This is a genomic window from Serratia sp. 14-2641 (assembly GCF_001692375.1).
GTDB classification, from domain to species: Bacteria; Pseudomonadota; Gammaproteobacteria; order Enterobacterales; family Enterobacteriaceae; genus Chania; species Chania fonticola_C.
Window position 1 is genome coordinate 151150 of sequence record NZ_LXKR01000001.1, and the last position, 25898, is coordinate 177047.

Annotated in this window: 25 protein-coding genes; 19 read left to right on the plus strand and 6 right to left on the minus strand. The window is 52.4% G+C overall.

Annotation, left to right across the window (positions count from 1 at the left end):
• Positions 1–48 precede the first annotated feature (48 nt).
• The 14 genes from A6U95_RS00715 (at position 49) to A6U95_RS00780 (ending at position 14826) form a co-directional block, all read left to right on the plus strand.
• Positions 49–1059, plus strand: coding sequence for an aspartate-semialdehyde dehydrogenase (locus A6U95_RS00715; protein ID WP_065683074.1), 1011 nt, complete (start codon positions 49–51; stop codon positions 1057–1059).
• The gene (truA, locus tag A6U95_RS00720) at positions 1059–1880 is read left to right on the plus strand and encodes a tRNA pseudouridine(38-40) synthase TruA (protein ID WP_065683075.1); all 822 of its coding nucleotides are present in this window, start codon (positions 1059–1061) and stop codon (positions 1878–1880) included. The genes A6U95_RS00715 and truA overlap by 1 nt, the downstream gene beginning before the upstream one ends.
• Positions 1881–1960: 80 nt before the next feature.
• Positions 1961–2623, plus strand: coding sequence for a DedA family protein (locus A6U95_RS00725; RefSeq protein ID WP_024485601.1), 663 nt, complete (start codon positions 1961–1963; stop codon positions 2621–2623).
• A gap of 231 nt (positions 2624–2854) precedes the next feature.
• A complete protein-coding gene (accD, locus tag A6U95_RS00730) occupies positions 2855–3763 on the plus strand; it encodes an acetyl-CoA carboxylase, carboxyltransferase subunit beta (RefSeq protein ID WP_021178576.1) in 909 nt (302 codons plus the stop codon).
• Positions 3764–3918: 155 nt separating this feature from the next.
• Entirely contained in the window at positions 3919–5184 is a 1266-nt protein-coding gene (folC, locus tag A6U95_RS00735; RefSeq protein WP_065683076.1) for a bifunctional tetrahydrofolate synthase/dihydrofolate synthase, read from the plus strand.
• The gene (gene dedD / locus A6U95_RS00740) at positions 5185–5928 is read left to right on the plus strand and encodes a cell division protein DedD (RefSeq protein WP_065683077.1); all 744 of its coding nucleotides are present in this window, start codon (positions 5185–5187) and stop codon (positions 5926–5928) included.
• Between the two features lie 580 nt (positions 5929–6508).
• Positions 6509–7009, plus strand: a complete 501-nt coding sequence (cvpA, locus tag A6U95_RS00745) for a colicin V production protein (protein WP_024485212.1) — start codon at positions 6509–6511, stop codon at positions 7007–7009.
• Positions 7010–7030: 21 nt separating this feature from the next.
• Positions 7031–8548, plus strand: a complete 1518-nt coding sequence (gene purF / locus A6U95_RS00750) for an amidophosphoribosyltransferase (protein WP_021178572.1) — start codon at positions 7031–7033, stop codon at positions 8546–8548.
• A 148-nt stretch (positions 8549–8696) separates the two neighbouring features.
• On the plus strand, positions 8697–9269 hold the full coding sequence (locus A6U95_RS00755; RefSeq protein WP_024530661.1) for a UbiX family flavin prenyltransferase: 573 nt from the start codon (positions 8697–8699) through the stop codon (positions 9267–9269).
• A 297-nt stretch (positions 9270–9566) separates the two neighbouring features.
• On the plus strand, positions 9567–10349 hold the full coding sequence (gene hisJ / locus A6U95_RS00760; RefSeq protein ID WP_024485210.1) for a histidine ABC transporter substrate-binding protein HisJ: 783 nt from the start codon (positions 9567–9569) through the stop codon (positions 10347–10349).
• Between the two features lie 96 nt (positions 10350–10445).
• On the plus strand, positions 10446–11132 hold the full coding sequence (locus A6U95_RS00765; RefSeq protein ID WP_024530663.1) for a histidine ABC transporter permease HisQ: 687 nt from the start codon (positions 10446–10448) through the stop codon (positions 11130–11132).
• Complete coding sequence (locus A6U95_RS00770) at positions 11129–11836, plus strand: ABC transporter permease (RefSeq protein WP_024485209.1); 708 nt, start codon at positions 11129–11131, stop codon at positions 11834–11836. The genes A6U95_RS00765 and A6U95_RS00770 overlap by 4 nt, the downstream gene beginning before the upstream one ends.
• A 16-nt stretch (positions 11837–11852) precedes the next feature.
• Positions 11853–12626: a histidine ABC transporter ATP-binding protein HisP gene (hisP, locus tag A6U95_RS00775; RefSeq protein WP_065683078.1), complete on the plus strand. Its 774-nt coding sequence runs from the start codon at positions 11853–11855 to the stop codon at positions 12624–12626.
• Between the two features lie 1039 nt (positions 12627–13665).
• On the plus strand, positions 13666–14826 hold the full coding sequence (locus tag A6U95_RS00780; protein ID WP_241810601.1) for a fimbrial protein: 1161 nt from the start codon (positions 13666–13668) through the stop codon (positions 14824–14826).
• 133 nt (positions 14827–14959) lie between these two features.
• On the opposite strand, the gene A6U95_RS00785 is transcribed toward A6U95_RS00780, so the two are convergent.
• From A6U95_RS00785 to yfcG, 3 genes are all read right to left on the minus strand, one after another.
• Positions 14960–15865 carry a TIGR01777 family oxidoreductase gene (locus A6U95_RS00785; protein WP_024485206.1) on the minus strand — a complete coding sequence of 302 codons (906 nt, stop codon included), beginning with the start codon at positions 15863–15865 and terminating at the stop codon, positions 14960–14962.
• A 27-nt stretch (positions 15866–15892) separates the two neighbouring features.
• The gene (gene folX, locus A6U95_RS00790; protein WP_021178565.1) at positions 15893–16270 is read right to left on the minus strand and encodes a dihydroneopterin triphosphate 2'-epimerase; all 378 of its coding nucleotides are present in this window, start codon (positions 16268–16270) and stop codon (positions 15893–15895) included.
• Between the two features lie 157 nt (positions 16271–16427).
• Complete coding sequence (gene yfcG, locus A6U95_RS00795; protein ID WP_065683079.1) at positions 16428–17057, minus strand: GSH-dependent disulfide bond oxidoreductase; 630 nt, start codon at positions 17055–17057, stop codon at positions 16428–16430.
• Between the two features lie 706 nt (positions 17058–17763).
• Between yfcG and A6U95_RS30960 the strand changes: the two genes are divergently transcribed.
• The 5 genes from A6U95_RS30960 (at position 17764) to A6U95_RS00815 (ending at position 22989) form a co-directional block, all read left to right on the plus strand.
• Positions 17764–19182, plus strand: a complete 1419-nt coding sequence (locus A6U95_RS30960; protein ID WP_241810602.1) for an inverse autotransporter beta domain-containing protein — start codon at positions 17764–17766, stop codon at positions 19180–19182.
• A gap of 143 nt (positions 19183–19325) precedes the next feature.
• Positions 19326–20117 carry a ZirU family protein gene (locus A6U95_RS30965; protein WP_241810608.1) on the plus strand — a complete coding sequence of 264 codons (792 nt, stop codon included), beginning with the start codon at positions 19326–19328 and terminating at the stop codon, positions 20115–20117.
• A gap of 82 nt (positions 20118–20199) precedes the next feature.
• Positions 20200–20898 (plus strand): ZirU family protein, encoded by a 699-nt coding sequence (locus A6U95_RS00805; RefSeq protein WP_226906485.1) that lies wholly within the window; start codon positions 20200–20202, stop codon positions 20896–20898.
• A 76-nt stretch (positions 20899–20974) separates the two neighbouring features.
• Positions 20975–22591: an Ig-like domain-containing protein gene (locus A6U95_RS00810; protein WP_065683080.1), complete on the plus strand. Its 1617-nt coding sequence runs from the start codon at positions 20975–20977 to the stop codon at positions 22589–22591.
• 107 nt (positions 22592–22698) lie between these two features.
• Complete coding sequence (locus A6U95_RS00815) at positions 22699–22989, plus strand: chorismate mutase (protein WP_065683081.1); 291 nt, start codon at positions 22699–22701, stop codon at positions 22987–22989.
• A 52-nt stretch (positions 22990–23041) separates the two neighbouring features.
• Here the strand turns inward: A6U95_RS00815 and A6U95_RS00820 are convergent, their stop codons facing one another.
• The 3 genes from A6U95_RS00820 to A6U95_RS00830 form a co-directional block, all read right to left on the minus strand.
• Positions 23042–23653, minus strand: a complete 612-nt coding sequence (locus A6U95_RS00820) for a LuxR C-terminal-related transcriptional regulator (protein ID WP_065683082.1) — start codon at positions 23651–23653, stop codon at positions 23042–23044.
• A 629-nt stretch (positions 23654–24282) separates the two neighbouring features.
• A complete protein-coding gene (locus A6U95_RS00825) occupies positions 24283–24606 on the minus strand; it encodes a cupin domain-containing protein (protein ID WP_021806015.1) in 324 nt (107 codons plus the stop codon).
• 26 nt (positions 24607–24632) lie between these two features.
• Positions 24633–25799 carry an oligogalacturonate lyase family protein gene (locus tag A6U95_RS00830; RefSeq protein WP_065683083.1) on the minus strand — a complete coding sequence of 389 codons (1167 nt, stop codon included), beginning with the start codon at positions 25797–25799 and terminating at the stop codon, positions 24633–24635.
• Between the last annotated feature and the right edge of the window lie 99 nt (positions 25800–25898).

Sequence of the window (25898 nt, forward strand, 5' to 3'; positions counted from 1 at the left end):
GACTGCATCGCCCGTTTGCATTTGAATCAAATACTCTGGAGAAACCCAATGTCTGACGGCTGGAATATCGCTGTGCTCGGTGCCACTGGCGCAGTAGGTGAAGCGTTGCTGGAATTGCTACAGGAACGCCAGTTCCCGGTGGGTGAACTCTTTCCTTTAGCCAGCGAGCGCAGTGCTGGTGCGACGGTGCGTTTCAACGGCAAATCCTTGCTAGTGGAAAACGTAGAAGAATTCGACTGGTCGCAGGCGCAACTGGCGTTTTTTGTTGCCGGTAGCGAAGCTGCGGCCCGTTACGCTGATGATGCGGGCAACATGGGCTGCCTGGTGATCGACACCAGCGGCTATTTTGCCTTGGAGCCGGACGTGCCGTTGGTGGTGCCTGGCGTTAACCCGCAGGTGCTGGCGGATTACCGCAACCGCAATATCGTGGCGGTGGCCGACAGCATGGTGAGCCAACTGTTGACGGCGATTAAGCCGCTGACTGAGCAGGCCGGGCTTTCTCGCTTGCACGTCACCACCATGATGTCGGTATCGGCACGCGGTAAGGTCGCGGTGGACGATCTGGCCGGTCAGAGCGCGCGTCTGCTGAACGGTATCCCCGCAGAGCCGGGCGTGTTTGCCAAGCAGTTGGCGTTTAACCTGCTGCCATTGATGACCGATGAGCAGGGCAGCGTGCGCGAAGAGCGTCTGATCGTCGATCAGGTGCGTAAAGTGTTGCAGGATGAAGGGCTGCCGATTTCGGTGAGCTGCGTTCAGTCGCCGGTCTTCTACGGCCACGCACAAGTGGTGCATCTGGAAGCGCTGCGCCCAATCGCGGCAGAAGAAGCTCGCCACGAGCTGGAGCAAGCTGAAGATATCCAACTGAGCGAAGAAGACGATTATCCAACTCAGGTTACCGAAGCCTCCGGCAGCGATATGCTGAGCATTGGCTGTCTGCGCAATGATTATGGTATCCCCGAGATGCTGCAGTTCTGGTCGGTGGCCGATAACGTGCGCTTTGGCGGCGCGTTGATGGCGATCGAAACCGCTGAACGGCTGTTGCAGGAGCAGATGTACTGATGTCCGAGGTGGAGTTGCCAACCCAGCCAATGCTGAAAATTGCGCTGGGGATTGAGTATGACGGCAGCCGTTATTACGGCTGGCAGCGTCAGCAAGAGGTTACCAGCGTCCAGGCTTGTCTCGAAAAAGCGTTAAGCAAGGTGGCGGATGCGCCGATTGGCGTATTCTGCGCCGGGCGAACCGATGCCGGAGTGCATGCCACCGGTCAGGTGGTGCATTTCGAAACCGCCGCACAGCGTAAAGACGCCGCCTGGACGATGGGGGTGAATAGCCATTTGCCGCCGGATATCGCGGTACGCTGGGTCAAAGAGGTCAGCAGCGATTTTCATGCCCGCTTCAGCGCCACCGCGCGGCGTTATCGCTACATTATTTATAATCACCGCTATCGCCCGGCGGTTTTGCAGCAGGGGGTGACGCACTTTTATCATCCGCTGGACGCCGATCGCATGCATCGTGCCGCGCAGGCTTTGTTGGGGGAAAACGACTTTACCTCATTCCGGGCGGTGCAATGCCAGTCACGTACGCCGTGGCGAAACGTAAAACACGTTAAGGTTTCGCGCTATGGCGAATATATCGTGGTAGATATAAAGGCCAACGCCTTTGTCCATCATATGGTGCGCAACATTGTTGGCAGCCTGATGGAGATTGGTTGTGGCAATCAGGATGAAAGCTGGATGGGCGAGCTGTTGGCGCTCAAAGATCGCAGCCTGGCAGCTGCCACCGCACGGGCTGAAGGCCTGTATCTGGTCGCGGTTGATTATCCAGAGTCGTTTGCCTTACCCCGGCCACCGATGGGGCCGCTGTTTTTAGCCGACGATTAACTGGCAGGCTGGCAGATTAATACGTTATTTACTGGTGCCAACGCCGGGTGAGAGAGACACCCGGTCAATTGAGAGTGTTTATGGACATCATCAAGTTTCTGATTGATTTTATTTTGCATATTGATGTGCACCTGGCAGAACTGGTCGCGCAATACGGTATGTGGGTTTACGGTATTCTGTTCCTGATCCTGTTTTGTGAAACCGGGCTGGTGGTTACGCCGTTCCTGCCGGGGGATTCTCTGCTGTTTGTCGCCGGTGCGCTGGCCGCGTTGCCTTCCAACGATCTCAACGTGCATACCATGGTGGCGTTGATGGTGATTGCGGCGGTGATTGGCGATGCCGTCAACTACACTATTGGTCGGCTGTTCGGCGAAAAGCTGTTCAGCAACCCGAACTCGAAAATTTTCCGTCGTAGCTATCTGGATAAAACCCACCAGTTCTACGAGAAACACGGCGGAAAAACCATTATTCTGGCGCGATTTGTGCCGATCGTGCGCACCTTTGCGCCGTTCGTGGCCGGTATGGGGCATATGTCCTATCGCCACTTTGCTGCCTATAACGTGATTGGTGCGCTACTTTGGGTGCTGCTGTTCACTTATGCTGGCTACCTGTTTGGCGACTTGCCGATCGTGCAGGAAAACTTGAAGTTGTTGATTGTTGGCATCATCCTGGTTTCAATTCTGCCGGGCATTATTGAAATCTGGCGCCATAAACGTGCGGCTGCCCGCCAACAAAAACAGTAAAAACACCGCTTAACCCGTCGGTTCGACCAGTTTTTTGTCCACACAATCGGGCCGATATGGTTTAATGAGCGACATTTATGGTCTGTTCCCGCGAACGACCCTGAAGCCAATGCCTTGGTAGCGCAGCTGTTGCGCTGAGCTCGGCATTTTTGCATTGGGTGTGTTGCGGGAGGATTGTTAAGGCATGAACAGCGGACTAGGGTCTGCCAGGTTCAAACAGAAAGGTCATCGATGAGCTGGATTGAACGAATTCTCAACAAAAGCAATGTTACGCAAACCCGTAAGGTGAGCATTCCTGAAGGGGTCTGGACCAAATGCGATAGCTGTGGTCAGGTTCTTTACCGTGCCGAACTGGAGCGTAACCTTGAGGTCTGCCCCAAGTGCGACCACCACATGCGCATGTCAGCCCGTATGCGTCTGCATACCTTGCTGGATGAAGGCAGTGAAGTGGAACTGGGCAGCGAACTGGAGCCGAAAGACGTTCTGAAGTTCAAGGATTCCAAAAAGTACAAAGATCGTCTGGTTGCCGCACAGAAAGCAACCGGCGAGAAAGACGCGCTGGTGGTGATGAAGGGCACGCTGTATGGCATGCCGATCGTCGCGGCCTCCTTCGAATTCGCCTTTATCGGTGGTTCGATGTCTTCCGTGGTCGGTGCGCGCTTTGTGCGTGCGGTTGAGCAGGCGTTGGAAGATAACTGCCCGCTGGTGTGCTTCTCTGCCAGTGGCGGTGCGCGTATGCAGGAAGCGCTGATGTCGCTGATGCAGATGGCGAAAACCAGCGCCGCGTTGGCCAAGCTGCAAGAGCGTGGCCTGCCGTATATTTCGGTACTGACCGATCCAACCATGGGTGGCGTATCCGCCAGCCTGGCGATGCTGGGCGATATCAACATTGCCGAGCCAAAAGCGCTGATCGGCTTTGCCGGCCCACGGGTTATCGAACAAACCGTACGTGAAAAACTGCCGCCGGGCTTCCAGCGCAGCGAGTTCCTGATTGAAAAGGGCGCCATCGACATGATCGTGCGCCGTCCGGTGATGCGTCAGACCCTGGCCAGCATTCTTTCCAAGCTGACTAACCAGCCGCAGCCGCATTTCGATGAGGCGGCGCCGGTCATCGCTCAGGAAAATCAGGCCGACGCCTGAAGAGCAGACAAAGACCCGGTATAGGTACAAGCCTGCGCCGGGTTCCGCCGCCATTTTGTGGCTAAGTTGCGGCGGGAAACGAAGAGCATCGCTTTTGACGTCGTCAGGGCGATGCGTCTTACGGATTTATGAACCCAAAGTCAGTGATGGGACTCATGCAAAACCACCAAATTCCCCAAGCCACGTCGCCATTGAGCTCGTGGCTTTACTATCTGGAACGTCTGCATAGCCAGGCGATCGAACTCGGCCTGGAGCGTGTGCAACACGTTGCGGCGCACCTTGACCTTCTCACTCCTGCTCCTACTGTATTTACCGTTGCCGGTACTAACGGCAAAGGCACCACCTGCCGCACGTTAGAGGCCATTTTGCTGGCTGCCGGGCTGCGGGTCGGGGTTTACAGTTCACCGCATCTGGTGCGTTATACTGAACGGGTGCGCATACAGGGTGAAGAGCTGAGTGAGGCTGAACACAGCCGCTCTTTTGCCGCGATTGAAGCTGGCAGGGGGGAAACCTCGCTGACCTATTTCGAATTTGGCACCCTTTCGGCGCTACAGCTGTTTAAACAGGCCAGGCTCGACGTAGTGATCCTGGAAGTAGGCCTGGGTGGGCGTCTGGACGCGACCAATATCGTTGAGCCAAGCGTCGCCGTGGTGACCAGCATTGCGTTGGATCACACCGACTGGCTAGGCCACGATCGTGAAAGCATCGGCCGCGAGAAGGCGGGGATATTCCGTGGCGGCAAGCCCGCCGTGGTCGGTGAGCCGGATATGCCACATAGCATCCAGCAGGTAGCGGAAGATCTCAACGCTCAACTGTACCGCCGTGATGAAGCCTGGTCGTTCAGCGAACAGGGCGAACGCTGGCAATGGGAAGGGGGCGGCACACGCCTGACCGACCTCCCTATGCCTAACGTCCCCTTGGCGAACGCGGCGACGGCATTGGCTGCGCTGCACTATTCGGCGCTGGAAATCGACGAGAAGGCGATTTTTGCCGGTCTACAGCAGGCCGCTTTGCCAGGGCGTTTTCAGACCGTGCAGCAGAACCCGCAGTTGATCCTGGACGTTGCCCACAACCCTCATGCTGCGGCCTATCTGGCTGGGCGACTGGCGAAGCTTCCCCGCAATGGCGGTGTAGTACGCGCGGTGGTGGGGATGCTGTCGGACAAGGATATTGCCGGTACGCTGGCCTGCCTGAGCGAGCAGGTGGACGAGTGGTATTGTGCGCCGCTGGAAGGCCCACGCGGAGCCAGCGTTGAGCTGCTGGCACAGTATTTAACGGAACCACGCAAGTTTGCCGATGTCGAAACTGCCTGGCGTCAGGCTATGCAGGACGCGGATATTCAGGATATTGTGATCGTCTGTGGGTCTTTCCACACTGTTGCCCACGTGATGGCGGCGTTAGACGAGAGGCGGGGAGTGTGAGTGGCAAGTAAATTTCAGAATCGACTGGTTGGAACCGTGATTTTGGTTGCCCTGGGGGTGATTGTCCTGCCGGGGTTACTTGACGGCAAAAAAAAGCATTATGAGGATGAGTTTGCGGCGATCCCGTTGGTGCCCAAACCGGGGGATGCTCATGAAATCGACGTGATCCCACCGGCCAATCAGGCGCTACCTTCGGTTCCACCGGAGGGGGCTGGTGCTTTGGTTGAGCAGCAGCAGGCCGCCGCCGAGGCTTCCGCCCAGCAGGCGGCTAATCAAACGACTCAACCACAGCAGTCTGCGGTTGTTGCTCCGCCACCTATCGAAACCAAACCGGTTCAGCCAACGAAACCTAAGCCTGTGGAACCTAAACCGGTAGAGGTGAAGCCAGTGGAAGTGAAACCTAAGCCGGTGCCAACACCGCCAAAGGTAGAGCCAAAACCGGAAGTGAAACCAGAGCCGAAGCCTGAAACCAAACCTGCGGTTGAAGAAAAGGCACCGGCTGGTCAGGCATATGTGGTGCAGTTGGGGGCGTTGAAGAATGCTGCCAAGGTCAATGAGATCGTCGCTTCGCTGCGCCTGTCTGGGCACCGGGCTTATACCGTGCCCTCCACGCCGGTGCAGGGGGAAATTACCCGCATCTACGTTGGCCCAGATGCCTCGAAGCAGAAACTGCAGGCTTCGCTGGCGGAGCTGAATGGGATCAGTGGGTTAAGCGGGCAGGTGAAGGCGTATAGCGCGCGTTGATATACCCGTCGTCTTTCAAGCTGCAGCGTTGTTACCTGCGCTATCTCACCCCAGTCACTTACTAAAGTAAGCTCCTGGGGATGAGGTAGCTTGTCGCCTAGCTGCAACTCGAAATCCATAGGGTATAAGCCAGTAGTTTTTCCTATACCCTTGTTAAATATCAAGAGGGAACTGAGTAGTGTCACAGCAGCTAACCGCGACTCGGACGATCCCCTCTCCCTGTGGGAGAGGGGGAGGGTGAGGGGCCACTGTGCTCAAGGAGGAGGATTGCCAAATCACCACTAAAAATGTGCCTTTCACAGGCCTCATGACCTAAGTAGGCGCGGCGATTAGCAATTTTAATACCCGTTGTCTTTCAAGCTGCAGCGTTGTTACCTGCGCTATCTCACCCCAGTCACTTACCAAGCGTAAGCTCCTGAGGATGAGATAGCTTGTCGCCTGGCTGCAGCTTGAAATCGATAGGGTAACATCGCCGTTTTTTATTTGTTGCGTGGTGGGAAATCCGCTACGCAAACGTTTTCTTTTTCTGTTAGAATTCGCCGCGATTGGATGCAGGGGCGATTCATCATTGGAATAGTTCATGGTCTGGATTGATTACGTCATTATAGCGTTGATTGGATTTTCGGCTCTGGTGAGCCTGATCCGAGGTTTTGTTCGCGAAGCATTGTCACTTGTGACATGGGGATGTGCGTTCTTTGTTGCCAGCCATTTCTACCCATACCTTGCAGCCTACTTCACCCGTTTTGAAGATGAGCTGGTACGTAACGGCATTGCGATTGCCATTTTGTTTATTGCAACGCTGATTGTGGGCGCTATCGTTAACTATGTGATTGGGTCACTGGTAGAGAAAACCGGATTATCGGGCACCGATCGGGTGCTGGGCGTGTGTTTCGGCGCACTGCGCGGCGTGTTGATCGTGGCAGCGATACTGTTCTTCCTGGATACCTTTACCACCCTGTCGCAAAGTGCGGACTGGAAACAGTCACAGTTGATCCCCCAGTTCAGTTACATCATCAGATGGTTCTTTGACTATCTGCAAAGCACGTCGAGTTTCTTACCAACCCAATTACCGGGGCGGTAGCGGCTTAGAGGAAAAGACAACATGTGCGGTATTGTCGGTATCGCCGGTTTTATGCCGGTAAACCAGTCGATTTATGATGCATTGATGGTGCTCCAGCATCGTGGACAGGATGCCGCTGGCATCGTCACTATTGATGCCCATAATGGGTTCCGCCTGCGCAAGGCAAATGGTCTGGTGAAAGATGTATTTGAAGCCCGCCATATGCTGCGCCTGCAGGGCAACATGGGCATTGGCCATGTACGTTACCCAACGGCTGGCAGCTCCAGCGCTTCAGAAGCTCAACCTTTCTATGTCAACTCGCCGTTCGGCATTACGCTGGCACACAACGGCAACCTGACCAACGCCCACGAACTGCGACAACAGCTGTTTGAACGTGGCCGTCGTCATGTCAACACCACTTCCGATTCCGAGATCCTGCTGAACGTGCTGGCCACCGAGCTTGACCGTTTCCCGCATTATCCACTGGAGTCCGACAACATTTTTACCGCCGTTGCCGCGATGCATCAGCAACTGCGTGGCGCTTATGCCTGCGTGGCCATGATCATTGGCCACGGTCTGGTGGCGTTCCGCGATCCCAACGGCATTCGCCCACTGGTGATCGGCAAACGTGAGCTGGAAGATGGCCGCTGTGAGTACATGGTGGCTTCTGAGAGCGTGGCGCTGGATACCTTGGGCTTCGACTTCCTGCGCGACGTAGCGCCGGGCGAAGCGGTGTATATCACCGAAAAAGGCCAGCTGTTCACTCGCCAGTGCGCTGAGAACCCAAAAACCAACCCTTGCCTGTTCGAGTATGTCTATTTTGCCCGTCCTGACTCCTTTATGGACAAGATCTCCGTCTACAGCGCCCGTGTGCGTATGGGGCAGAAATTGGGTGAGAAGATTGCGCGCGAATGGGAAGATCTGGATATCGACGTGGTGATCCCGATCCCGGAAACCTCTTGCGATATCGCGCTGGAGATTGCCCGTATTCTGGATAAGCCGTATCGCCAGGGCTTCGTCAAGAATCGCTATGTTGGCCGCACCTTCATCATGCCGGGCCAGCAGGCTCGCCGTAAGTCGGTACGCCGCAAGCTGAACGCCAATCGTGCCGAATTCCGCGATAAGAACGTGCTGCTGGTTGATGACTCCATCGTGCGTGGTACCACTTCAGAGCAGATCGTGGAGATGGCGCGTGACGCCGGGGCCAAACGGGTTTATCTGGCCTCCGCCGCCCCGGAGATCCGCTTCCCTAACGTGTACGGTATTGATATGCCGAGCGCGACGGAGCTGATTGCCCATGGCCGTGAAGTGGACGAAATCCGCCAGATTATTGGTGCCGACGGCCTGATTTTCCAGGATCTGGATGACCTGATCGCCGCTGTACGCGAAGAGAACCCGGACATTGCCCAGTTCGAATGCTCGGTGTTTAACGGCATCTACGTGACCAAAGACGTTGACCAGAGCTATCTGGAATATCTGGAAACGCTGCGTAATGACGATGCCAAAGCGTTGCGCGGCCAGACGGAAGCAGAAAATCTGGAAATGCATAACGAGGGCTAACGCGCCCGCGTAGCTCACCAAAATGGTGCACCGTAGCGTTGGTTACGGTGCATTGTTTTATTCCCACCTTGAATCTACGAAGGTTTGCTGCCAAACCTGCCCCTATTCGGCTATCCTTACGGCATATTTCCCGACAAAGGCCAGCTTGATGAAAAGACTCATTATCGGTATTTCCGGCGCCAGCGGCGCTATCTACGGCGTGCGCTTATTGCAGGTGCTGCGTGGTGTAGAAGAGGTGGAAACCCACCTGGTAATGAGCAACGCGGCACGCCAGACGCTGGCGTTGGAGACCTCTCTGAGCCTGCGTGACGTTCAGGCCTTGGCCGATGTGGTGCACGATGCGCGTGATATTGCCGCCAGCATTTCCTCCGGATCGTTCAAAACCATGGGGATGGTGATTTTGCCATGCTCAATCAAAACGTTATCTGGCATCGTCAACAGTTACAGCGATGGGCTGCTGACTCGCGCCGCCGATGTGGTGCTCAAAGAGCGTCGACCATTGGTGCTCTGCGTGCGTGAAACGCCGTTGCACCTGGGCCATCTGCGGCTGATGACCCAGGCAGCGGAGATGGGGGCGGTGATTATGCCGCCGGTACCGGCCTTCTACCATCGTCCGCAAACCGTTGATGATATTATCGATCAGACCGTTAATCGGGTTATCGACCAGTTTGACATCGAACTGCCGCAAGATCTCTTCACGCGTTGGCAAGGCGTTAATTAACTAATTCACCCTCAAATTTATACATTTGTGCAACATCGCACTGATTTAGTGCGATTGATGCATCATAATGATCCTGCTTCCCCATGCACTCTGTTTCAGTAACTTGTAGGTTAACCATGGCGAAGCCCGAGTTTGCCGTTCATTTTGTCGTTCGTTGCCTCTGGGAAGAGCTTTGAACAGAGCGTGGCCGTTCCCCACGCTCGCTAATGACAAAGTGGCATGATTACTGCAGATCCTGTGTGTGATGAAAGTAATGCCCGTAGTGGCATCGGCAAAAATATCCATTTGAGGGTAATTATGAAAAAGCTTGTTAAAGTTCTCCCTTTAGTTTTGGCTTTGAGCGCGGTTAGCAGTGCATTCGCCGCATTACCTTCCACGCTGAAAATCGGTACCGATCCCACCTATGCGCCGTTTGAGTCGAAAAATGCGCAGGGTCAACTGGTTGGCTTCGATATCGATCTGGCCACCGAGCTGTGCAAACGCATCAATACCAAGTGTATTTTTGTGGAAAGCGATTTTGATGCGCTGATCCCCTCCCTGAAAGCGAAGAAAATCGACGCTATCATCTCTTCTCTGTCCATTACCGAAAAACGCCAGCAGGAAATTGCCTTTACCGACAAGCTGTTTGCGGCCAACTCACGCCTGATCGCACCAAAAGGCTCCAAGATCCTGCCAACCGTCGATGCGCTGAAGGGCAAAAGCATCGGCGTATTGCAGGGTACCACCCAGGAAGCTTTTGCTAACGCCAACTGGCAGCCAAAAGGCGTGACCGTGGTGCCTTACCAGAATCAGGATCTGGTGTATGCGGATCTGGCTTCCGGGCGTATTGACGCAGCATTTCAGGATGAAGTTGCCGCGAGCGAAGGGTTCCTGAAGCAGCCTCCAGGCAAAGAGTACGAGTTTGCCGGTGAGTCGGTGAAGGACGATAAATTCTTTGGTGTCGGCACCGGTATGGGCCTGCGCAAGGATGAAACCGAGCTGAAAGCGGCACTGGACAAAGCCTTTGCCGAAATGCGCAAAGACGGCACCTACGATAAGTTCGCGAAAAAATACTTCGACTTTGACGTTTACGGCGGCTAATTCCTGTCGGGTACTCTCTATGACAACAGGCCCGGTTTTCCGGGCCTGTTCTGGCTGGAGTGTCATGACGTGCTCAATGACGACAGGGTGACGTAAATGCTACAAGGTTACTCCCAACTGATATTTGAGGGGGCTCTGGTGACGCTGGAGCTGGCCCTCAGCTCCGTATTGCTGGCGGTGGTGATTGGTTTGATCGGCGCTGGCGGTAAACTTTCGCAAAACCCTGTTATTTCCACGATCTTTGGTGCCTACACCACCTTGATCCGTGGTGTGCCGGACCTGGTGTTGATGCTGTTGATCTTCTACGGTCTGCAAATTGCCCTCAACAGCGTGACGGAGTTTTTTGGCTTCTCACAGATTGATATCGATCCGCTGGGGGCGGGCATTATTACCCTGGGCTTTATCTACGGAGCCTATTTTACCGAAACCTTCCGGGGAGCCTACCTGGCGGTGCCTCGTGGTCAGATCGAGGCGGCTACCGCCTTCGGTTTTTCCAACGCGCAGATTTTCCGTCGCATTCTGTTTCCGGCCATGATGCGCTTTGCGTTACCCGGCATCGGCAATAACTGGCAGGTGATCCTCAAGGCGACGGCCTTGGTCTCCATTCTTGGACTCAACGATCTGGTAAAGGCCACGCAGCTGGCAGGAAAGGGCACCTATCAGCCTTTCTTCTATGCCATTGTCGCAGGCTTGGTGTATCTGTTGTTCACCACGATTTCCAACGGCGTGTTGCTGTGGCTTGAGCGGCGTTATTCACTGGGCGTCAAAAGGGCCGAACTATGATCGATATCCTGCATCAGTATTGGCAGCAACTGCTGTGGACCGATGGCTATCGCTATACCGGTGTGGCGGTGACCCTGTGGCTGCTGATCTCCTCGGTGGTCATGGGCGGGCTGCTGGCTATCCCGATGGCGGTAGCTCGGGTTTCTTCCACCCGTTGGGTTCGCTACCCGGTGTGGCTGTACACCTATGTTTTCCGCGGTACGCCGCTGTACGTACAACTGTTGGTGTTTTATTCCGGTATGTACAGCCTGGAAATCGTGCGGGGTACCGAACTGCTCAATGCGTTTTTCCGCAGCGGATTAAACTGCACCATTTTGGCACTAACGCTGAATACCTGTGCCTATACCACCGAGATTTTCGCTGGGGCCATTCGTTCGGTGCCGCATGGGGAAATTGAAGCGGCCAGGGCCTATGGGTTTTCCAGCTTTAAACTGTATCGCTGCATTATTTTGCCTTCGGCGCTGCGCTCGGCACTACCGGCGTACAGCAATGAAGTTATTCTGATGCTGCATTCGACCGCACTGGCCTTTACCGCCACGGTACCGGACCTGTTGAAGGTGGCCCGCGATATCAACGCGGCGACCTACCAGCCGTTTTATGCCTTTGGCATTGCGGCCGTGCTGTATCTGATTATCTCCTATACGTTGATCAGCCTGTTCCGCAGGGCAGAAAAACGCTGGATGGCACACGTAACTCATCGATGAATGACGGGGATCCACCATGCCTGAACAAAAATTAGCCGTCACCGAACTGCACAAGCGTTATGGTGACCATGAAGTACTGAAAGGGGTCTCCCTGGCGGCCAATGCGGGCGATGTGATTAGCATTATCGGTTCTTCCGGCTCCGGTAAAAGTACCTTTCTGCGTTGCATCAACTTCCTGGAAAAGCCCAGCGAAGGCACCATCAGCCTGAATAATGAAAATATTCGCATGGTGCGCGACAAGGATGGCCAACTTAGAGTCTTTGACAAGAAACAGCTGCAGCTCCTGCGTACCCGCCTGACCATGGTGTTCCAGCATTTCAACCTGTGGAGCCACATGACGGTGTTGGAGAACGTGATGGAGGCGCCAATCCAGGTATTGGGGCTGAGCAAAGCCGAGGCGCGCGAACGGGCGGTGCGCTATCTGGATAAGGTCGGCATTGATGCTCGGGCGCAAATCAAATACCCGGTGCACCTCTCCGGCGGGCAACAGCAACGCGTTTCTATTGCCCGGGCGTTGGCAATGGAGCCGGAAGTGCTGCTGTTCGACGAACCGACTTCGGCGCTCGATCCTGAACTGGTGGGCGAAGTGCTGCGCATTATGCAGAAATTGGCAGAAGAGGGGAAAACCATGGTGGTAGTGACGCACGAAATGGAGTTTGCGCGCCATGTCTCCAGCCACGTTATTTTCCTGCATCAGGGGCTGATTGAAGAGCAGGGGCCGCCTGCGGAGTTGTTTGGTAACCCTAAGAGCGCGCGTTTGCAGCAGTTCCTTTCTGGGGCGCTTAAGTAGGGATTTCTCTTCTATCCCCTCTACCGAGAGAGGGGATAGTTATCTCTCCTGTCTGATGCGAACAGTATTCCTTTTTTAAATCATATACTTAGCGTGCTATTTATCTGGGGCTGTCAGGAATTGATGCGTGGATATAGCCAAGTTTTATTTATCGAGAAATAGTTATAAAATAAATTTTATTTATCTCATTAAAGATAAATATAAAGATTTCTCTTAGAAATATGTCTGTTAAAAATAATATATAATCGATTAACTATCGGCTAACATTAAATAGCAAGTGATTTGTTAATGACATTTCTTTACCTTCCGCGCACAGAAAAATCTCAAATAGGGTCATGTGTTCAATGTGTTGAAATTAATGGTTATTTTTATTTCCTTGGATTTATTGTCGGTAAATATTAAATTTAAAATATATCACGCTAACAAATTAGACGGAGTAAATACGATTTAAAAAAAGAGATTTTCAATTAAATCTGGATTATAATGTCGCAATGTTTGATAAATTTGGATTTAAATTCTGGTTTTTGTGTTTTAAAGCTTTAGGTATTGTCATTTTAAATGAGTTGCCATTGAAGTGGTTACTTATATAATGATATCGACAGCCGGATAGTTGTTATTTATTCTTTTGGTAAGAATTATCCATCCAGTATTCAAGGAGGCAGTAAGGTTATCTTATCAGATACCAGATATGCTAACTTGCTCGTAATGATAATATTCCATGCCTAATATAATAATTTATTAAATAATGGTTTCTTTTTGAAATTACAAGGTAAATTGAATGTTAATCCGGTTATGAAATCGATGATTTTAATTGTTGGCGTAGGTTGAATGGAATGGAAAGTTAATTCTTATCAGAATCCATCAATAGGCAAGAATAGACATAACTAATGTCTAGGTTACGCAAGTGCAGGGCAACCGGTGAGTGATTGCTTGCATTGTGGACGATGCTGATGCCTACGGCTAAAAAGCAGAAATGGGCTCGACCTCACCAATGACTTTTCTGGCCGGTAGGACCTAGTGGAAAAGGGAAAATAATATCATGGGGTTATCGATAAAAAAGATTTCTATTTTGTTCGGTGGGGGATTGTTAACAACATTGAGCCACAGTGGATGGGCTGTGCAATCGTGTGAATTTGATCAAGGCACAAGCACCGTATCATTGACCGTGCCACTGAACCCTGGGGTAATTTCAGTCGGCGCAGATATTCCTGTCGGCACCATTATTTATCAGGGGGCCTGGACGAATACCCCCGCATATATGTTGTGTTTGATCGATCAGCCCCCAGCTTACTATAACTGGGCGGTCAGTATTGTTCATGCTCCTCTTGGACTCAGTGGGTTAAATTCTGGGCCATTTGCCGGAGCAGTGTATAATACCAATATCCCTGGGATTGGTGTTGCCATATCGCGCTACAACAATCGCTCTGCAGCAGTAGTGGGCACCCCGGGATATCGTGATGAGGAAATCGAGATCGGTGACGGCGGGAGTTTCGCCACATTAAGCAGTGCAACACGCTATGTTTCACTGATCAAGACTGGCCCGCTGATACCAGGAAATTACACGATTGAAGCAACGAGTTTTCCCACCGCCAGTGATGATATATTGAATTCACGCTTTTCCAGCCCTATTTCAGGATTACCTCTTCGCCTCAATCACGTCACGTTTCAAGGAAACTTGACCGTCTTGACACAAACCTGCACTACTCCTGATGTTGCTGTTACCGTGGGGTCTTACGAAATACATGACTATTTTACTTCGATAAATTCCACAACCCCTTGGGTTGATGCTTCAATTGCCCTGACCAATTGCCCGACATTCTACGGTTTTTATAATCAGAGCAACCCTGCGAAGATGATAAATTTCAATACGGGTTCCAGTACCGTTACAGCTTCAACCAATAACAGTATTGGCGTACGTCTGACGCCGATCACCGACGTGCTGGATGCCGTCAATGGCATAATGGCTATCGATTCAGCGATCGCCGGGGCAGCCACGGGCGTAGGGATACAATTAGGTTGGGGAGATAGCAGCCAAACGCCGACGCTGTTTAACCTCGCGACAGAACAATCGATGACGCTACCGAAAGACGGTAGTCCGTCAATCCGTATTCCTCTGGCCGTCCGTTATATTCAAACCGCTGTGAACCCTACGCCGGGCAGAGCAAATGGCAAAGTGGTGTTTACGGTCAACTATTACTGACATGCAGCGCCCCTGCGTAGTGAGCCGGTTGAGGTTCGACATCAGTCTCGCGATATGTGGTCTTTCAAGTCACATATCGTCAAGAGTTTGACGGCTGTGACCCGTTTACTGCGCTACCTGAAAGAACGCTCGGTCAAGCCTGCTGATTGATCACATCATCCAGCGCCTGTTCCAGCTCAAAGAAACGGAAAACAAATCCCGCCTCTTCCAACCGCCTCGGCACCGCCCGTTGCCCACCTAATACCAACACCGCCGCTTCCCCCATCAGTAACCGCATGGCAAAGGCTGGCGCACGCAAAAATGCTGGACGATCCAGCACCTTGGCCAGGGTGGCGGTGAACTGTTCATTATGCACCGGATAAGGTGCCACCATATTGAAGGGCCCACGCAGCGGAGGATTGTCCAACAGGTAAATGATGGCATTGACCATATCGTCGATATGGATCCAGGGCAGATACTGGCGGCCATTGCCGATCGGCCCGCCTAAGCCCATACGGAATGGCGGTAGCATTTTCGCCAGCGCTCCCCCTTTGGGCGACAAGACAACGCCGGTACGCAGCAGGCAAACGCGCGTGTAGCTACTTTGCGCCCGTAGGGCCAGAGCCTCCCAGCGTTGGCACAGTTGGTGAGTAAATTCATCGTGCGGGGGTTCTTCTTCCGTTACCACCGCCTGGCCCTGATCGCCGTAATAACCGACCGCTGAGCCGGAAATCAGTACCGAAGGTGGCGTATTGCTGGCGGCGATCAGCGTGGCTAGTCGTTCGGTCAAATCCCAACGGCTGCGGCACAGCAGTTCTTTCTGCGCCTTGCTCCAGCGTTTGTCCGCAATTGGCTCACCCGCCAGGTTGATCACGGCATCAAAGCCGTCCAGAGAACGTTGCTCATCAAGCGAAGCCCAGTAGCTGAGCCGATCGCCGAACTTATCCCGTGCCTTGGCGACGTTGCGCGTCAACAGGGTGAGCTCATGCGAAAGGTGCAGCAGTTGCCTGGTCAGGCTACTGCCGATCAACCCGGTTGCGCCGGTAATCAGGATCTTCATGGTCGGCCTCCCTGGTAGGGGTGAGTGCTAAGCGGTTTCCCGTCGGTAACTCATGGTCATGGAAACCGAGTCGGCATAACGTAGGGCCAGCAATTTATCTATCTCTACTTCAGCATAGGTTACCCATGGATGTTGTTTCACTATGTCGAGCACATCCTGAGTTAATTTTTCCAACAGCGCGAAGCGGTTGTCTTCTATATGGCGGATGATCGCCTTGGTGATGGTGCGATAGTTGAGGGCGTCGCTAATGTCTTCGCTGTTACGCGCCTTGTCTGCCGGGTAGTGGATCGCCACGTTGATCAGAACGTCCTGACGGTTGTTGATTTCTTCTTCCTTGATACCGATGAAGGTGCGTAACCGCAGGTTTTTAATACGGATAATGGCATCGGGTTGCTGGCATGGCATCAGAGATTCTCCGGAGGTCTGATTGTTTGTACTCAGAATACACGGAAAGTGAAGAAAAGATAATGTAGCCAGACGCTTAAAGAGAGCAACGCGGGGGAGATCACACCGGTTTCCCCTCTCCGATGTCGACACGATGCAAGAGAGGGGGAGGGCAGCGTTAGGCTTGATCTGCCACTTTGTAGGCGCGTTCCGTTGCCGGGCGGTTGCGGATGCGTTCAAACCAGTTGCGTACCGCCGGATAATCCGCCAGATCGATGCGCTGGCGCGGATGAGACACTACCCAGGGATAAGTCGCAATATCGGCAATGCTGTAGTTGTCGCCGCCCAGGTAAGGGTGCCGTTGCAACTCGGTTTCCAGTACGCCATACAGGCGTTTGGTTTCCTGCTGGTAGCGTTCTATCGCGTAGGGGACAGGCTGCGGTGCATAGTGGTTGAAGTGATGATTTTGCCCGAGCATCGGCCCAAATCCGGCGACCTGCCAAAATAACCACTGTAGCGTTGCTGCCCGCTCGCGAACCCCTTTGCTGAGCAGCTTGCCGGTTTTCTCTGCCAGATAGAGCAGGATCTCACCCGATTCAAACAGGCTGATGGGTGCCCCACCGTCAACGGGTTGTTGATCAACTATGGCCGGGATTTTGTTGTTGGGAGAAATGGCCAGAAACGCTGGTGCGAATTGATCGCCAGCACTGATATTTACGCGATGGATACGATAAGGTAAACCAACCTCCTCCAAAAGCAGGGTAATTTTGTGCCCATTGGGAGTCGGTGCGTAATACAGATCAATCATATGATAATACTCCTTATAAAACATCAAGATAAGATGAGCATAGATCGGTTGGTTCGTTTGAGGCTATGCGAGCATCCGCATGGGATTTATCAATCCGGCCCTATTGCGGATGTAGAGGGTACCGTTACAGCTTATACGATAGCGTGATGTTCGATCCAGGCTTTGGTCATGCGGAGTATCGCAGATGGAGAGGGCGTATGAAGGCACTAACCAGCAGAGTTAGCCACGCTAGACTGGTTCAACAACCGCTGATGACGGGAGCGTGCCTCCGCTTGAAGTCAGCATAGTGTTGTTCAATGCCTCCTCCCATTTGTGAAAGAATAAAAGCCCAACTACTCTAACAGATATCCCGTTGGAGTTTTCCTCCGTGGCATTCAAACCTCTTGTTGTGTGGATTAATATTATCTTGCAACTGTTATTGCCGTTGAGCCTTTCCTTTGCCCCAGTAATAGCAAAAATGCTTGCCCCAGCTCCTCTAACCAAGCCTGTTACGCCGTATGAAACTGAGCCATATACCTTGTCAGTAGGTGAAACAGTCTATAGTGTTGCCAAAAAACAGCATATTACGCTGAATGAATTAAAAAAGGTTAATCAGTTTCGCTCATTCTCAAAACCGTTTAATCAACTGGGGAGCGGCGATGAAATTGATATCCCTACTGCAGCATCATTACGCTTAAAAAACCAGCAAACAGAAGCTTCCCCAGAGGTGCCCCCTCCTCAACATAATGAGAGGCTGGCACATGGCCTGTTAAAGGGGACCACGCTGTTAGCCGATGATAACACCCCGTTGGCAGCGGCTGGTATGGCGCGTTCGATGGTGGTGGGTGAAATCAATGATTCGGCACAGCATTGGCTGAGTTCGTATGGTACGGCACGCGTTCAACTTAATCTTAATGATGACTTTAGCCTGGAAGGGAGCTCGGTAGATCTTCTGGTCCCGCTTTATGATGACAAGAAATCGCTTTTATTTAGCCAGTTAGGGATGAGAAATAAAGACAGCCGCAACACCGTCAATCTCGGGGCAGGCGTTCGAACTGTGCAAGACAATTGGATGTATGGGGTTAACGCCTTTTATGATCGTGACATGACGGGTAAGAACAACCGCGTCGGTTTTGGGGTTGAAGCCTGGACGGATTACCTGAAGCTGTCAGCTAACAGCTATCTGGCTCTCACCGATTGGCATCAATCCCGGGATTTTGCCGATTACAATGAGCGCCCTGCCAACGGCTATGATCTGCGGGCAGAGGCTTATTTGCCCGCTTATCCTCAGTTGGGCGGAAAGGTGATGTTTGAGCAGTACCGGGGTGACGAAGTGGCATTGTTTGGCAAGGATGACCGGCAGAAAAATCCCTATGCGATCACCGCGGGGATCACCTATACGCCGATCCCCCTGATCACTATCGGAGCAGAGCACCGTGCCGGTAAAGGTAGTCGTAACGATAGCAGCATCAGTATGCAACTGAACTACCGTCTGGGGGAATCCTGGCAGGCGCAAATTGATCCCTCTGCGGTGGCAGCAAGCCGTACGCTGGCCGGTAGCCGTTATGATCTGGTGGAGCGTAATAACCAGATAGTGCTGGAGTACCAGAAACAGACGTTAATCCAATTGGCATTGCCGGATCAAATGACCGGAAGTGCCTTTGAAACGATCAAAGTGGATGCGCAGGTGACGGCGAAATATGGGCTTGAACGCATCGATTGGGATAGCGCATCGTTAGTGGCAGCCGGGGGGATGGTAGTACAAACGTCCTCACAAAGCATTTCGATAAAATTACCCCCATTTATGGCAGGCAATAATAATTATACGTTAGCTGCCGTGGCTTATGATAATCAGGGTAATGCTTCAAACCGCAGTACCACGCAGATCGTTGTCACCCAACAAAATGTCAGCATAGTCAATTCCAGCATTCAGGCTTCCCCGGCCGAAATACCTGCTGATGGCGTTGCCAAAAGCATGATTACCTTGAATTTAAAAGACCTTAACAATTTGCCGGTTCAGGGAGTGGGGGACCAACTGACTGCGGATTTGCATTTTACACCGAATACGGGGGCCGCTCAGCCTATCAGTAACCCGCTGTTGAGTGCCGTTACCGAGACCGCACCGGGGTCTACACCTATCAGTTAACGGCAGGGTTCTCCCAGGGAGAGGCTATTATTGCTCCAACCATTAATGATATCTCTCTGGCTTCAGCTAAAGTTAATTTAATCGCAAGTAGTCAGGTACTGAGCCCGGAAAACTCCCTTTTTAGCGTAGAACCGGCAGAAATTATTGCTGATGGTTTACAGACCAGTACGTTGGACTTTACTGCCCAGGATATCAATCACCAGCCGATTAACGGGTTAACGGTGGCCTTTGAGGTTACGGGTATTCCCGAGGTTACTCTGAGCGCGGTAACGGAAAATAACGGCGTGTACAGTGCCAAACTGAGTGGAACAGTCGCAGGCACGGTAACCGTAGTTCCTACAGTCAATGGTGCTGCCGTGGAGATGAAGTCGCACGACGTGGTGCTCACCGCCGATCGCGGTACTGCGACCATTGAGCTGATGGTGATTAGCGATCATGCATACGCTAATGGCGTTGATGTTAATAAGGTGGAAGCAAGGGTAACCGATAGCCATGGCAATCCTATCGATGCTACCGCAGTGGAGTTTGAGGTAGACAATGGTGCGACGGTCCTGTCCCCAGCGGCCAGAACAGATAATGAGGGGCAGGTGACGGTGAAGCTAGCCAATGTTAATGCCGGAGTCACCACCGTTACCGCCTCTATTGGTGACTACCTGGCAAGTACAGAGATCTCTTTTGTGCCAGAAACACCGGCCAAATTGTTGATATACAGCAACGGCACCGAGCTGACTGGGCATCCTGTCGTTGGGGATAACCTCCTGGCCGTTGCAATGTGTTCAATTGCCTTGTGTAACGGAATACCAATGAATTATCAGTGGGAAGTGGAGTCATCTGCAGGTTCGGGGGTTTTTGTCGCAATTCCTGGTGCAACCTCAGAAACATTGACGGTGACAGCAAACTTACAGAAACGGGCTATTCGAGTGGTATCGCATTAAGACCGGGGTTTTATCATTATTCCAGGCTGGCCTGGAAGGTGATTCAAACATTGATTTTGAGTACAGCAGAGGAAAGAAAACAATGAACAACAAGATTGGCTCACGCAGAGGGCTGGTGTCTCTGCTATCGGGAATGTTGCTCAGTATGCTGATAGTCGGTTCTGCCTGGTCGGCGGTGACCTCCAGCCCGACATCCACCGTAAGAGGGCGGGCCCCGGTAGTGACGCAGAGCACCATCGTTTCTGACAATGCCAGCGGCAACGGCTTGATCGACATCGGCGATACCTTGAGTATCGGTACCGCAGGGGCGTTCAGCGATGCGGATGGTGATACGGCGATACCGGAGACCTACCAATGGCAGGCAGATGGTGCAGATATTGCAGGGGCGACCAGTAATACCTACACCATTGTTGCCGGAGACTTGGGCAAAGCCATAACCGTGTTAGTGACTCCGCACACCGACCCGGCCATTACCGATCCGGCTGTGGGTTTAGTGGTTCCCTCCAATACCTTGACAGTTATTGCTGGTGGGACAGTCACCGGCGTGACGGTGACCGGTGACGTTGGTGGCTATCCACAGGTTGACTCTACTCTGACTGCGACAGCAACCTGTGCGGGGGGGACCTGTAATGGCGTGACCTACCAGTGGCAGCTTGAAACTGGCCAGGGCACAAATACTTACAGCAACATAAGCGGGGCAACCAGCAGCACCTACACCCCTGTACGGACAGACCAGAGACTGAGAGTTCAGGTAGTAGTCAGCAACCCTGCGGCTCAATAATAAAGAGTCAGCCCAGGCATGCTTCAGGCGTGCCTGGGCCAGTTGGTTTAACAAATCAGTATGATGGATACGCTGGATGTTGCATCGCAATAATATCTTTAAGATTTTTGTATTCAGGATATTACTGGTTCTGATCGTCGTGATGAGCCAGGTGGTGCAGGCTGTCCAGCAATCTACCCAGCCAGTCCACGGACGGCCACCGACCACCACGCTCTCGGTAGACAACGTCAAGCCGCGGGCCGGGGAGGTGATTACCGTGACATCCTCCTTCAATGATGTGGATGGCGATGCGGAGCAGGGAACGACCTACCAGTGGACGTTGGACGGTGCTGCCATTAATGGGGCAACCAGCCCCAGTTATACTCTGGAACTCAGTAACATCCTGGCGGGCAGTGCGTTGAACGTGATCGTAACCCCTCAAACCAACCCCGATATTACCATTCCAAGTGAAGGACTGCCGGTTCAGCTACCTAGCCCTATCAATATCAAGTGGCAGCGGATGCTTTCCAGCCTGGTATGGGCCGAGTCTCCCCTGGGTGCGGTTGCCGATGGTCTGTCGGTGAACACCGTACATGCTACCGTTCAATATCTGGATGGCACGCCTGTCGTGGGTGCAACGGTACTTTTCGATGCCGATAATATGGGCGCGATCTCGGCCAGTGCGCAAACGGGAATTGAGGGCGAGGCAACGGCTTATGTGACGAATGTGATCGCCGGTAACACTCAGGTAACGGCCAGGATTGATGATGATGCTCAGTCGGTCAATACGCTGTTTGTTGCTGGCCCGGTGGAGGTTGTGCATGCGGAAGTCACCCAGGACAATGCGCTGGCCAATGGCATCGACGATAATAATGTGCTGGTCTATGTCGAAGACCGCCATGGCAACAGTATTGAGGGTGAAACGGTTAACTTCACCGCGACCAACGGCGTAACGCTGCTGGCGACCAGTGGCGTGACGGACAGCAACGGTGAGGTTAAAATAGCCCTGACCAGTGACACTGCCGTCAATAGTGATGTCACGGCCACCACCGCCAATGGTGTTTCTGCTACCGTTAACGTTGCGTTTTTTGCTGACGTGCAGATGACACATATCTTGGCCAACGGCGCCTCATTCTCGGCTGATGATGGCTTCCCTAAAACAGGCTTTACCGGTGCGGAATTTCAGTTGGTGGTTGGCGAGGATCCTACCGGGAACAGTTCCTATAGCTGGAGTAGCGATCAGAGCTGGGCCAGCGTGGATAGCAGCGGTAATGTGAGATTTATTCAAGAACCTACATCGGCTAATAATCGGGTCACCATTACGGCCGAGCATACAGGCAATGGCTCAACGTTAACCTATCAATTCACCGTCAACCGCTGGTTCAGAAATAATAGCTACTTCCTTATGGGGGTCAGTGAGGCTGCCGCTTGGTGCAGTTCCCAAGGGGGTGGCTACGCGGTGCCGAGCTATAGTGAGATGACAGACCGAACCCCGATAGCCCAGACCGGGGCCAACCGGGATGCCAATGCCAGATTATGGAATGAATGGGGCAGCATGAGTCGATACTCTAACGGTTGGTTTGCGGGTAACTATTGGGTGAGGGAGCTTACCGCTGCCGGTAACGAACGGCATTATGTTTACCTGGGGAACGGTAGTTTATTCAGTTTCCCGTTAGACGGCGTAACCTATGTGACTTGCTCAACCTCTCTATAGGCGAATGTGGCAAAGGCAGCCATAACCCTATAGGAAGCTTAAAAGGGTAGGACAGTCATCGATAGCTATGATAGCTTGTACTTTTGAACTAGCCTGAGAGTACGTCAATGCATTTTTCTTCTATCGAAGACGTAAGAAAGGCCATAGATGGCATCGACTCCCAACTTGTTTCACTCATTGCCCAACGTGGCCGGTTGGTGAAAGCAGCCGCCGGATTCAAAAAAGATCAGGATGCTGTTCGCGCCCCTGACAGGGTTCAGAGGGTCATTGATAAGGTCAGGGCAGAAGCCGCTGCGGTTGGACTCCCCGAAGACATTATTGAAAAAGTTTACCGTACGATGATTAACGCATTTATTGATTATGAGCTGGAACAGCACCGAAGTCTGATACAAAAATAGTATCGGCCAAGCCCTTGCCGAATAGGGGGGAGCAACAAGGGCGTGCGGGTATTTAGGGATGCAAATCCTGAGGCCTTTTGCTACAAATCTTTTTCATCGCCCGGTTTTTATAACAGTTGATAGTTTTTAGCCTGAGCTTGAGCTTTTTGGCGATCTCATAAGGCTGTACACCGCTGTAGATTTCGTTAATAACGATCAGCTCTCGGCCGGTCAGATACTGCCGGCTCGTGGCTTCCTCTTCCTCGGCATCAAACTCATCCTGCACCGTTTGGCGAGGGGATATCGCTAGCAAGATATCCTCTACGCAGGCATTTTTATCCAGGGTGATAAAATGGTTGTACATATCCGGGTTGGTCAGGCACAGGCTGTTTTCATACATCAAGATGATCCTGGCCTCCAGCGTGCCCTGCTCAAGGGCGGCATAGAGCGCGGAACAGGCGCCGTAATAATTAATAAAGCCGCAACTGCAATCCAAAATCAGAAAATCACAGGCGCTATTTTTCAGCTTCGGCAGCGTGTGAGCCTCAAATGTCTCTTTCTCGAAGGGTAATTCATGCAACGCTATTTTATTGTGGGGCAAGGTTTCACCGTGCCTAAGCAGCGCGTGTAAGCCGGCGGAGAAATAGCGGTCATTACTCACCGTGTAGATATGAATATCAGGCATAGTTGATCATCCTAATCAGTAATAATCCTATCTGGTACGCGCGTTGGCGGATGAGCCGCAATCTTGTCGATGGCGTGCACGGTTTTTTGCCGACTTTCTGAAAATCAGGATGAGTTTCTTGCTGCACATCCAGCAGCAGCCCGCCCCCTCAACGTAGGGAGGAACGTTCCCTGTCAGCTCGATGGAAATATCACAATGTGGGCAATAGCCGACATACTCGCAGTAAGCCATGATATTTACTCATTCCATTGATTTATATTGAAAATTTATATTACATAGGATAGCAGAGATGTTTTTAATGATCAATAAAATAGATCGATATGACAAAAACAATTGATTTTATCGATAAGTTACCAATTATTTCAATAAAATCAAAAGATAAGAACAATCCTTAACTTATTGGTCAATTACTGAGAATGACCCATATATATTCACTGAGTGTATGTGTGAGTGTTTAATTGTTTGGAATATGAATTATTGATATTTCTCGTCTGTGGTCGGTTTGGCGGCAGGTATATTGTTGGTGTGGGCAAGTGGAACAGGGCAATTTTATGCAAGAGGAGGGGGGGAATTGCTACAGTTTATTGGGGGTCAAATGCTCCCGGCATGCTGGCCGGGAGCACATGAGATTACTTCAGGAAATCTTCACGCTGTGGAGTGAAGGTATCCAGTAAGGTTCCGGCCTCCAGGCAGACGCAGCCATGCACCACGTCAGGCTTTTTGTACAAGGTATCTCCGGCAGCCACTTCCTTGGTGACGCCATCGATGGTGAAGCTGAAGCGGCCGGAAAGTACGTAGGTCAGTTGCTCGTGCGGGTGGCTGTGCAACGGGCCGACAGCACCTTGGCTAAAGTTGACCTCCACCGCCATCATGGTGCCGCCATGGGCGAGAATGCGGCGTGTCACGCCGTTCCCTAAATCTTCTAACGCACAATCCTGTTTGTAGATAAACATGGTTGTTCCTCAATCAAATAGTGCCATCAAGCAAAGAGATCTTCCGGCAAGCGGGCTAGATACAGCGCAGGTTCACCCTCAAAATCGGAGGTGAAGAGCACTTGCCGGTTGTCCGGGGTAAATGATGGGTGCGGATGCGTTACCTGACGGTCGCCATTCAGCACGCGCCATGAGCTGTTATGCGCGGCCAGGCGTGCCTGACGTTTTTGTTTGGCGTCGAACACGTAAAGCCACGGGTCGTTCTCAATGGTGTAGCCTTGAGAATCCTTGATATCGACCGGCGTAGCCGAACCGTCACCCACTAACAGGCTGCCGTCGTAGTTGCTCATCAGGTGCGAACAGGCTGGCATGGTCATCACGATCTCGTCCTTCCCGGTTTGTGGATCGTATCGGCAGATGTTGCGCTCTTGCTGGCCTTTCAAATAAGAGACGTACATCAGGGCCGAACCGTCCGGGACCCAGAATTCGTGGGTGCAGCTTTCGCCTGGGGCATGAGTTTTTACCTTGCGCATATTGCTGCCGTCTTCGTTAATCAGCCACATGCGGGCATCTACCAGATCGTGCGGCCCTTCGTGGCAGAAGGCGACGCAGTCGCTATGGTATGGGCGATAGATTGGGTGGCCCAGCCAGATGCGGTCTTCATAGATCACGCGTGATTCACCGCTGGCCAAATCGACACGCAGCAGGCGGCAATGCGGGTTTTTGGTGAAGAAGCTGTGGAAAATTTTCCAGTCGGTCAGAGGTTGCCAATCCTGGCGATCGATTTCGATGCCCACCAGGCTGGTGCATTCACTGTTGGCAACCCAGGTACCGTAGCCAACCCACTCTTCAGGCACTCGATACACGGTTTGTTCATTGCCGTTGCTCAGTTCTACCCGGCGCAACTCACGCTCATTCTTCACGTAATACAGGAAACGATCGTCCGGGGATAAAAAACCACCGAAGGTGTTGTCGCCCGGGCCTTCGGTCAACTGCACCGCTTGTTGCAATTGCAGATCCAGCAGGTAGTAGTTGCGGTTACCGTCAAATTCGCCAGCAAACAACAGTTTACTGCCGTCGTTGGTGAAACATTTCTGGTAGAAGTAGTTGCGATGGCACAGCACTTCAGGCGGTGTCAGGCGGGTGAGTTGTGCGCCGGTACCGGCATCGATTGTACGATGAAAATTGAACTGGTGGATTGAACCTTTAGCCACGATGGCCTCCCTTAACCTTATCGATAAACCGCCGCTGTTCAGGCGATCCTTTAATTAAATAAAACATCGTTTCATAAATTTAGAAAAATGATATCAAAG

Coding starts and splice junctions, on each gene's coding strand:
- yfcG (WP_065683079.1), bottom strand. CDS start 17,057: ATGATTGATCTGTATTACGCACCGACTCCCAATGGGCACAAAATTACC.
- hisJ (WP_024485210.1), top strand. CDS start 9,567: ATGAAAAAGCTTGTTAAAGTTCTCCCTTTAGTTTTGGCTTTGAGCGCG.
- A6U95_RS00780 (WP_241810601.1), top strand. CDS start 13,666: ATGGGGTTATCGATAAAAAAGATTTCTATTTTGTTCGGTGGGGGATTG.
- truA (WP_065683075.1), top strand. CDS start 1,059: ATGTCCGAGGTGGAGTTGCCAACCCAGCCAATGCTGAAAATTGCGCTG.
- A6U95_RS00755 (WP_024530661.1), top strand. CDS start 8,697: ATGAAAAGACTCATTATCGGTATTTCCGGCGCCAGCGGCGCTATCTAC.
- folX (WP_021178565.1), bottom strand. CDS start 16,270: ATGCCATGCCAGCAACCCGATGCCATTATCCGTATTAAAAACCTGCGG.
- purF (WP_021178572.1), top strand. CDS start 7,031: ATGTGCGGTATTGTCGGTATCGCCGGTTTTATGCCGGTAAACCAGTCG.
- accD (WP_021178576.1), top strand. CDS start 2,855: ATGAGCTGGATTGAACGAATTCTCAACAAAAGCAATGTTACGCAAACC.
- A6U95_RS00810 (WP_065683080.1), top strand. CDS start 20,975: ATGTTGCATCGCAATAATATCTTTAAGATTTTTGTATTCAGGATATTA.
- folC (WP_065683076.1), top strand. CDS start 3,919: ATGCAAAACCACCAAATTCCCCAAGCCACGTCGCCATTGAGCTCGTGG.
- A6U95_RS00825 (WP_021806015.1), bottom strand. CDS start 24,606: ATGTTTATCTACAAACAGGATTGTGCGTTAGAAGATTTAGGGAACGGC.
- A6U95_RS00765 (WP_024530663.1), top strand. CDS start 10,446: ATGCTACAAGGTTACTCCCAACTGATATTTGAGGGGGCTCTGGTGACG.
- A6U95_RS00770 (WP_024485209.1), top strand. CDS start 11,129: ATGATCGATATCCTGCATCAGTATTGGCAGCAACTGCTGTGGACCGAT.
- A6U95_RS00805 (WP_226906485.1), top strand. CDS start 20,200: ATGAACAACAAGATTGGCTCACGCAGAGGGCTGGTGTCTCTGCTATCG.
- cvpA (WP_024485212.1), top strand. CDS start 6,509: ATGGTCTGGATTGATTACGTCATTATAGCGTTGATTGGATTTTCGGCT.
- hisP (WP_065683078.1), top strand. CDS start 11,853: ATGCCTGAACAAAAATTAGCCGTCACCGAACTGCACAAGCGTTATGGT.
- A6U95_RS00815 (WP_065683081.1), top strand. CDS start 22,699: ATGCATTTTTCTTCTATCGAAGACGTAAGAAAGGCCATAGATGGCATC.
- A6U95_RS00725 (WP_024485601.1), top strand. CDS start 1,961: ATGGACATCATCAAGTTTCTGATTGATTTTATTTTGCATATTGATGTG.
- A6U95_RS00785 (WP_024485206.1), bottom strand. CDS start 15,865: ATGAAGATCCTGATTACCGGCGCAACCGGGTTGATCGGCAGTAGCCTG.
- A6U95_RS00820 (WP_065683082.1), bottom strand. CDS start 23,653: ATGCCTGATATTCATATCTACACGGTGAGTAATGACCGCTATTTCTCC.
- A6U95_RS00715 (WP_065683074.1), top strand. CDS start 49: ATGTCTGACGGCTGGAATATCGCTGTGCTCGGTGCCACTGGCGCAGTA.